The organism is Sulfuricaulis sp. (genome assembly GCF_041499725.1).
GTDB lineage: Bacteria > Pseudomonadota > Gammaproteobacteria > Acidiferrobacterales > Sulfurifustaceae > Sulfuricaulis.
Genome location: NZ_JBGQKW010000105.1, coordinates 1 through 7,907, shown reverse-complemented (window position 1 = coordinate 7,907; position 7,907 = coordinate 1). Strand labels below are relative to the sequence as shown.

Genomic DNA, 7,907 nt, shown 5'->3' with positions numbered 1-7,907 from the left:
GATATGCGCCGAGGGCAAAACCATCGAAGTGGAGCCGGGCATCAGTATTTGTGACGCGGCGCTCAACGCCGGTATCCGGATCGAGCACGCCTGTGAAAAATCCTGCGCCTGCACCACCTGCCACGTGGTGGTGCGCGAGGGATTCACCAGCCTCGAGCCGGCCGAGGAAAAGGAAGAGGACCTGCTCGACAAAGCCTGGGGGCTGGAACCCGAATCACGCCTTTCCTGCCAGGCCAAGGTCGGGGATCGAGACCTGGTTGTCGAGATACCCAAGTACACGATCAATCTCGTATCCGAGCAGCACTGAGGAGGCTTTTTTTATGGGGCTGAAATGGACCGATACCCGGGATCTCGCCATCGCGCTGAGCGAGAAATATCCCGACGTGAACCCGATGACCATCCGCTTTACCGATCTGCATGAATGGGTGATAGGACTGCCCGATTTCGAGGACAAGCCCGAACGCTCGGGAGAAAAAATTCTCGAAGCGATCCAGATGGCCTGGATGGATGAACACGGGGGCTAGCCGCTGGATCCCTGGCGCAGCTCTTTCGGAGACGGTGGCAGTAGCGCCCAAGGAAACCTAGTTCATTGCGGCTACCTGCGCCCATTGCCGAAAGAGCATTCGCCTCGGGCACGGGGCGCTAGGGTCAAACGCCTGTTATTCGCTGTAAATACCCCATTCTTCATTGTCTGACCCGCTGTCAGACGCTACACTATAGATCTGGAACGGACGTAAAAGTCTCGTTTTTTCGAGAGCTTGCGTCGTTCTTTTTGTGAACCACCAGAGGTGGACCGGGCAAGGCCAAGAGGCCGGACCCGTATTTTTTTCGTCCTAGAAGGTCGCGAGCATCCGAGGATAGCCTTGTCAGCCGCTGAAAAAACCAATCTGCTCAATCTGGATCGTCAGGCGATGCAGGACTTTTTCGCCGCCCACGGCGAGAAGCCGTTCCGCGCCACGCAGGTGATTCAATGGATTCACCAGTACGGCGTGGACGATTTCGACGCCATGACCAACCTGAGCAAGGAATTGCGCGCGCGCCTGAAGGCTATCACCGAAATCCGTGCGCCGGAAATCGCGCAGGACCAGGTTGCGGCCGATGGCACGCGCAAGTGGCTGCTGCGGTTGGACGACGGAAATGCCATTGAGACTGTATTTATTCCCGAAGAGGACAGAGGCACGCTGTGTGTATCCTCGCAAGTGGGCTGCACGCTGAATTGTTCGTTCTGTTCCACCGGACATCAGGGGTTCAACCGCAGCCTCACCGTCGCCGAGATCATTTCACAGCTGCTCGTCGCCAACCGCGCCCTGGGCCGGGCCCCGAAGGGCGAGCGTATCATCACCAATGTCGTGCTCATGGGCATGGGCGAGCCCTTGCTCAATTTCGACAATGTCGTGCCGGCCATGCGTCTCATGCTCGATGATTATGCTTACGGCCTGTCACGTCGGCGTGTGACATTGTCCACGGCCGGCGTCGTACCTATGATGGACCGCCTGCGCGAGGAATGCCCGGTGAGCCTGGCGGTATCGCTGCACGCCCCGAACGACGCGCTGCGCGACCAACTGGTGCCGCTGAATAAAAAATACCCGATTCAGGAATTGATCGAGGCCTGCCGCCGTTACTGCGCCGATTCGCCGCGCAGCCGCGTGACGTTCGAATACGTGATGCTGGATGACGTGAATGACAGCGTTGAACACGCGCATGAACTTGTCCGGATTCTGCGCGACGTGCCGTCCAAGGTGAATCTCATTCCCTTCAATTCCTTTCCGCAGACGCATTACCAGCGTTCCTCGAAACCGGTGATCGACCGGTTTCGCGATGTGCTGATCGCGGCGGGACTCACCACGATCACGCGCAAAACACGCGGTGATGACATCGATGCGGCATGCGGACAGCTGGCCGGACAGGTGCAGGATCGCACACGCCGCCGCCAGCGCCTTACGGCGGGGATGGATTAGACATGAATCGCCGCTTTCTCGATACGGCAACTATCCTGCTGATCTTGGCCTTGGCGGGCTGCGCTTCTTCCGCGGAACGCCACGAGGAAATGGAAAAGAAGGATAAACGAGCCGAAACCCACGTGATGCTGGGCGCCAGCTACATGCAGCGCGGCCAGCTGGACGTGGCCAAGGAAGAACTTGAAAAAGCCCTGAGTGAGGTGCCGGATAACTCGCAGGCCAACAACATCATGGCTGTACTGCAATGGCGATTGAAGAAATACGACGAGGCGGATCGTCTTTTTCGCAAGGCGCTTGACAAGGATGCCAGCAATTCTTCGGCGCACCATAACTATGGCGCGTTTCTCTGTGATCGCGGCAAGCTCGATGCCGGCATCCGGCATTTTGATGTGGCGGCCGGCGATGCTCTTTATCCTTACACGGCCGAGGTTAACTTGAACGCCGGCCTCTGTTTGATGAAGAAACCCGCACCGGCCGCAGCCGAAAAATACTACCGTGAAGCGTTGCGTATCAATCCCAAACTCCCGAGCGCGCTTTACCAGATGGCCAAGCTTAGTGCGGATTCGGGCCAGCGCCTGTCCGCGCGCGGATTCATCGAGCGTTACTTTCAGTCCGCGGACGATACACCCGAGAGTCTGTTACTGGCCGTCAAAATCGAGCGCGCGCTCGGCAACAAGAATGCCGAGGCAAGTTACGCGCTGCGGCTGCGCAGCAAATTTCCCAAGTCGCCCGAAGCTGGACAATTACACGCGGCGTCAACGTCCAAGAAGAAGTAGGCCATGGAAAACACAAAACCGGAATCACCCGACACCGCCGCGTCCCGGTCCGGTCCGGGATGCCTGTTGCATGAGGCGCGTCTGGACTTGCGCCTGGCGCCGGAAGACGTGGCGCAGATCCTGCACCTGTCTTCCAAACAGATCGTAGCGCTCGAACAGGATGACTACAAAAATCTGCCGGGACCGACCTATGTCCGTGGCTATTTGCGCAGCTATGCGCAGTTGCTCGGATTGTCACCGGAAAAGGTGCTCGAGTCCTACAACAGTCTCACCATTCCTTCCAAGCCGATAATGTTGCCGCAGTCGGCTCCGCCACCGCAAATCACGAGCAGCGATCGCCTGATTAAGGCGGCGACCCTCGGTGTGGTGGCGATCGTGCTGAGCCTGGTTTACCTGTGGTGGCGCAGTGAGGAAGAAACCCCGACAGCGCCAAGTTCGCCTCCCGCCGTGGCAACTCCGACTCCGGCGATCGTACCGCCGGCACCGCTAAGCCCGCCGGAAAACGTGTCGGTGCCATCCGCCGCTGGAACGTCAGTGGCAACGAATTCAGCGACTTCCCCTGCTGTAACGGAGCCTGCGTTGCGAGCCGTGACCAGTAATGTCGCGCGGACACCGAACATCACGACGCATGCAACACCGGCTCCAGCCACGAAGCCGGCATCATCCAATGGCCAAGTTACGGTTTCCGACATGATTATCAATGTGGCGCCGACCGAACCACTCAAGCAGGCCAGCCCGGCTACGCCGCCACGCACCGATCGCGCCCTGGAGCGCACGCGACGAGCAGCGGAACCCACGGGTGTGCCGCGGTCGCGGATGGTGCTGCGCGCCATACAGGAGTCGTGGGTCGATGTTCGTGATGCCCGCGACAACAAACTTCTGTACGAAAACGTGCCGGCAGGTCGCAGCATCGCCATCGAAGGGGTGGCGCCGTTCAGCGTGTTTCTGGGCAATGCCGAGGGCGTCCGGGTAGAATTCAACGGACAGAATTTTGACATCGGCCGCTACAAGCGTGGGCAGGTCGCACGCTTTACGCTCGGCGATGAGAAGGCGGTGAACAACTGATGTTCGGCGAGAATCCCATCCAGCGGCGCAAAAGCCGCCGCATCATGGTCGGCCGCGTGGCGGTCGGTGGCGATGCACCGGTCAGCGTGCAGAGCATGACCAACACCGAAACCACGGACGTGGCGGCGACCGTGGCTCAGATCATCGCGCTCGAAAACGCCGGTGCCGACATCGTGCGTGTGTCCATCCCGACCCTGGAAGCCGCCGAGGCTTTCGGCAGGATCAAGCAACAGGTTTCCGTTCCGCTGGTGACGGACATTCACTTCGATTACAAGATTGCGCTGCGCGTGGCCGAACTGGGCGCCGATTGCCTGCGTATCAATCCGGGCAATATCGGGCGCGAAGACCGCGTGCGCGCCGTGGTGGACGCGGCGCGTGACCGCGGTATTCCGATACGCATTGGCGTCAACGCCGGGTCGCTGGAAAAGGAGTTGCAAAAAAAATACGGCGAACCCACGTCCGACGCGCTGGTGGAATCCGCGCGACGTCATATCGATATGCTCGACAAGTTCGACTTCCAGGATTTCAAGGTCAGCGTCAAGGCCTCGGACGTTTTCATGGCCGTGGCCGCGTATCGCAAGCTCGCCGCGCTGATCGATCAACCGCTGCATCTGGGCATCACCGAGGCGGGCGGTTTCCGCTCCGGCGCGGTGAAGTCGGCCATCGGTTTGGGCATGCTTCTGGCCGAAGGCATCGGCGACACTATCCGCGTGTCGCTCGCGGCCGACCCGGTGGAGGAAGTGCGCGTGGGTTGGGACATCCTCAAAGCCTTGCATGTCCGCAGCAAGGGTATCAATCTCATCGCTTGTCCTTCCTGTTCGCGGCAGGAGTTCAACGTGATTGCCACGGTGAATGCTCTGGAGCAGCGTCTCGAAGACATCAAGGAACCGCTCGACGTGGCCGTCATCGGCTGTTGCGTGAACGGTCCGGGCGAAGCCAAGGCGGCGCAAGTCGGTCTGGCGGGCGGCGATCCGAGCCTGCTCTATATCAACGGCAAGCCCGATCACAAGATCGGCAACGATAAGCTTGTCGAGGAAATCGAGCGCGCGATCCGCGCCGAGGTACAGCGACGCGGCCAGCCGGGTGACAAGCCGGCGGATAAGAAGGTCTTCCCCATCAAACAGACCGGGTGAGGGCATTCCATTGAGCAAGGCCATACAGGCCGTACGCGGCATGAATGACCTGCTGCCGGACGCCGTGGAGCGCTGGCAGCGGATCGAGGCCAGCGCGCGCGACGTGCTGCATGCCTACGGCTACCGTGAAATCCGTCTGCCGATACTGGAAAAATCCGAACTCTTCGCGCGCTCCATCGGCAGCGAGACCGATATCGTCGAGAAGGAAATGTACAGTTTCGAGGATCGCAGCGGCGAGAATCTCACCCTGCGCCCCGAAGGCACGGCCGGTTGCGTCCGCGCCGGCATCGAAAACGGATTTCTGCACAATCAGATTCAGCGCCTGTGGTACGCCGGTCCCATGTTCCGTCACGAGCGCCCCCAGAAGGGCCGTTACCGCCAATTCCACCAGATCGGTGTCGAGGCCTTCGGTATCGAAAGTCCCGATCTAGATGCCGAACTCATCATGATGTGCGCGCGTCTGTGGCAGGCCCTGGGTCTTGACGGACTGACCCTGCAGCTCAATTCGCTCGGCACACTCGAGTCGCGCGCCGTTTACCGGCGCGAACTGTTGCGTTACCTCGAGACGCAACGCGCCCGACTCGATGAAGACAGCCTGCGACGACTGGAAAAAAATCCGCTGCGCATCCTCGACAGCAAGAACCCTGATATGCAGAAGGTGATCGCGGCGGCCCCGAGTCTTTACGACCATCTGGACGATGCGTCGCGCGGACATTTTGCGCATCTCGGCGATTACCTTCGTCAGGCGGGTATTGCCTTCAGCGTGAATCCGCGTCTCGTGCGTGGGCTCGACTACTATACCCGCACTGTGTTCGAATGGACGACCGAGCGGCTCGGCGCGCAATCCACGGTCTGCGCCGGTGGACGGTATGACGGGTTGGTCGAACAACTCGGCGGCAAAACGGCCCCGGCGGCCGGTTTTGCCATCGGCATGGAACGGCTGGCCGAGCTGTTGGCGCCGCAGAGCGATTCGCGTCAAGCGGTTCGACCGCACGGCTTTCTCATTCTGCTGGGCGAGGAGGCGGAGAAGCGGGGCTTGCAGCTGGCCGAACGCCTGCGCGACGCGGGTTTGCACATCGAATGCAACTGTGGCGGTGGCGGACTCAAGGTGCAGCTCAAGCGCGCGGACCGCAGTGGTGCGCGTCATGCGCTGCTGCTCGGTGAGGATGAAGTCCGGAACGCCTCGATCACGATAAAGGATTTACGCGACGGCGTGCAGCGTTCGATCGCGCAAGGCGAATTGATCGATTTACTGCTTAAAGAAACTCCACGAGGAGCAACACCTTGACTGCTTATGAAGAACAGGAAGATCTGGACAGACTCAAAGCCTGGTGGAAGGACTACGGCAATTCCGTAATTTTCGGTGTGCTGCTGGGTGCCGCCATAATCATCGGTTTCCGCTACTGGACCCAGCACACGGAACAGCGTTTGCAGACCGCATCGGTGCTATATGACCGGATGATGCAGGATTTTCACTCGAAGAAGCTCGAAACGGCCCGCCAATCCGGCGAGTCGCTGCTGAACGATTCTTCGTCCACGCCCTATGCCGGCATGGCCGGATTGATGCTGGCACGCATGGACTTCGAAGCGGGTGATGCGATCAGTGGGCGCAAGCATCTGCAATGGGTGGTGGAGCACGCCAAGGACGCCGCGACGATGCACGCCGCACGCCTGCGGCTGGCACGGATTAATCTGGACAGCGGCGACAAGCAGGCCGCGCTTGCGCTTCTCGAAGTGAAGGACCAGGCCGGTTTCGAGGTCGAATATGCGGAGCTCAAGGGCGATATCTACCTGGCCCAGGGACAACGCGAGCAAGCGCGCACGGCCTATCGCGAGGCGCTCAAGCAACTGCCGGCCGCTTCGCCATATGCGCCGGTGCTCAACATGAAGCTCGATGACCTGGGACCGGAGAAGTCTTCATGAAAAGCGGCATGGTATTTATCTGCGCATTGCTGTTACTCGCCGGTTGCGGTGGCAGCAAGGTGGTGCGCGAGGAACCCGCGAAACTCAAGGATTTCACCGCCGAGAAGCGAGCACACAAACTCTGGTCTGCCGACAGCGGCGCCAGCGCGGTTAAAAAGGCGGTCACGCTGCGGCCTTCTTTGGATGACAACGTAATTTATACATCCGACCCAAAAGGCCGCGTGACGGCATTCGCCGCCGACAGCGGCCGCACAATGTGGAAATCGCGCGTCGACCGGCCGGTGACGGGCGCCGTGGCTGCCGGCAATGGCCTCGTGGTGGTCGCCACCACGAAAGGCGAGGTGATCGCGCTCGACAGTCATGACGGACATCGGTTATGGGTCAGTGTCCTGTCGAGTCAGGTGATGACGCCGGCGACGGTCCAGGCCGGCGTGGTCGCGGTGCAATCGGTGGACGGCAAGCTCGTCGGCCTCTCGGTCGTGGATGGCAAGCGGCTGTGGCTGTACGAGCGTTCGGAGCCGCCGCTCAGCCTGTATGGCACGGCCGCGCCCGTGACGGCCGGCGATGTAGTGCTCGCCGGTTTTGCCAGCGGCAAGATCGCTGCTATCCAGATCAAGGATGGCAAACTCCTGTGGGAGATGCCCGTTGCCCAACCTCACGGGCGCAATGAAGTGGAACGCCTCGTGGACGTCGACGCCTCGCCGCTCGTCGTGGGCGATGTAATCTATGCGGCGAGTTACCAGGGAAAGATCATCGCCGTGGACATGCAGACAGGCCGCATCCTGTGGTCGCGCGATGTGTCGACATATACCGGCATGGACGCGGATTCAAACAACGTTTATCTCACCGATGACCACGGCAACGTCATGGCGCTCGATCAGCGAACCGGCGCGAGCGTGTGGAAGCAGGAACAGCTCCGCGCGCGTCAGCTGAATGCACCGCGTTGCGTGGACGGACTGGTGGCCGTCGGCGATTTCGAGGGTTATGTTCACTGGCTGTCGAGCGACGATGGTCATTTCGTGGCGCGTTACCGAGTCAGTCACAGCGCGGTT

The 7,907-nt window shown here is 60.4% G+C and carries 9 protein-coding genes; all 9 read left to right on the top strand.

What is annotated here, in order from left to right:
* The first annotated feature begins 1 nt into the window (after window position 1).
* Window positions 2-307, top strand: a complete 306-nt coding sequence (fdx, locus tag ACC569_RS13230; protein WP_372524004.1) for an ISC system 2Fe-2S type ferredoxin — start codon at window positions 2-4, stop codon at window positions 305-307.
* A gap of 13 nt (window positions 308-320) precedes the next feature.
* Window positions 321-524, top strand: coding sequence for a Fe-S cluster assembly protein IscX (gene iscX, locus ACC569_RS13225; protein WP_372524003.1), 204 nt, complete (start codon window positions 321-323; stop codon window positions 522-524).
* Window positions 525-863: 339 nt separating this feature from the next.
* Window positions 864-1,958, top strand: coding sequence for a 23S rRNA (adenine(2503)-C(2))-methyltransferase RlmN (gene rlmN / locus ACC569_RS13220; protein ID WP_372524002.1), 1,095 nt, complete (start codon window positions 864-866; stop codon window positions 1,956-1,958).
* A gap of 2 nt (window positions 1,959-1,960) precedes the next feature.
* Window positions 1,961-2,734 carry a type IV pilus biogenesis/stability protein PilW gene (gene pilW, locus ACC569_RS13215; RefSeq protein ID WP_372524001.1) on the top strand — a complete coding sequence of 258 codons (774 nt, stop codon included), beginning with the start codon at window positions 1,961-1,963 and terminating at the stop codon, window positions 2,732-2,734.
* Window positions 2,735-2,737: 3 nt separating this feature from the next.
* Window positions 2,738-3,799, top strand: coding sequence for a RodZ domain-containing protein (locus tag ACC569_RS13210; protein WP_372524000.1), 1,062 nt, complete (start codon window positions 2,738-2,740; stop codon window positions 3,797-3,799).
* Entirely contained in the window at window positions 3,799-4,932 is a 1,134-nt protein-coding gene (gene ispG, locus ACC569_RS13205) for a flavodoxin-dependent (E)-4-hydroxy-3-methylbut-2-enyl-diphosphate synthase (protein ID WP_372523999.1), read from the top strand. The genes ACC569_RS13210 and ispG overlap by 1 nt, the downstream gene beginning before the upstream one ends.
* 10 nt (window positions 4,933-4,942) lie before the next feature.
* A complete protein-coding gene (hisS, locus tag ACC569_RS13200) occupies window positions 4,943-6,220 on the top strand; it encodes a histidine--tRNA ligase (RefSeq protein WP_372523998.1) in 1,278 nt (425 codons plus the stop codon).
* Entirely contained in the window at window positions 6,217-6,855 is a 639-nt protein-coding gene (locus tag ACC569_RS13195) for a YfgM family protein (RefSeq protein WP_372523997.1), read from the top strand. The genes hisS and ACC569_RS13195 overlap by 4 nt, the downstream gene beginning before the upstream one ends.
* Window positions 6,852-7,907: outer membrane protein assembly factor BamB (gene bamB, locus ACC569_RS13190; protein ID WP_372523996.1), on the top strand; the 1,056-nt coding region annotated here is incomplete at its 3' end. The genes ACC569_RS13195 and bamB, both read left to right, overlap by 4 nt.

Excerpts from the sequence above, each read along its gene's own strand:
- ACC569_RS13210 (WP_372524000.1), top strand. The coding sequence starts at position 2,738 with ATGGAAAACACAAAACCGGAATCACCCGACACCGCCGCGTCCCGGTCC.
- ispG (WP_372523999.1), top strand. The coding sequence starts at position 3,799 with ATGTTCGGCGAGAATCCCATCCAGCGGCGCAAAAGCCGCCGCATCATG.
- iscX (WP_372524003.1), top strand. The coding sequence starts at position 321 with ATGGGGCTGAAATGGACCGATACCCGGGATCTCGCCATCGCGCTGAGC.
- pilW (WP_372524001.1), top strand. The coding sequence starts at position 1,961 with ATGAATCGCCGCTTTCTCGATACGGCAACTATCCTGCTGATCTTGGCC.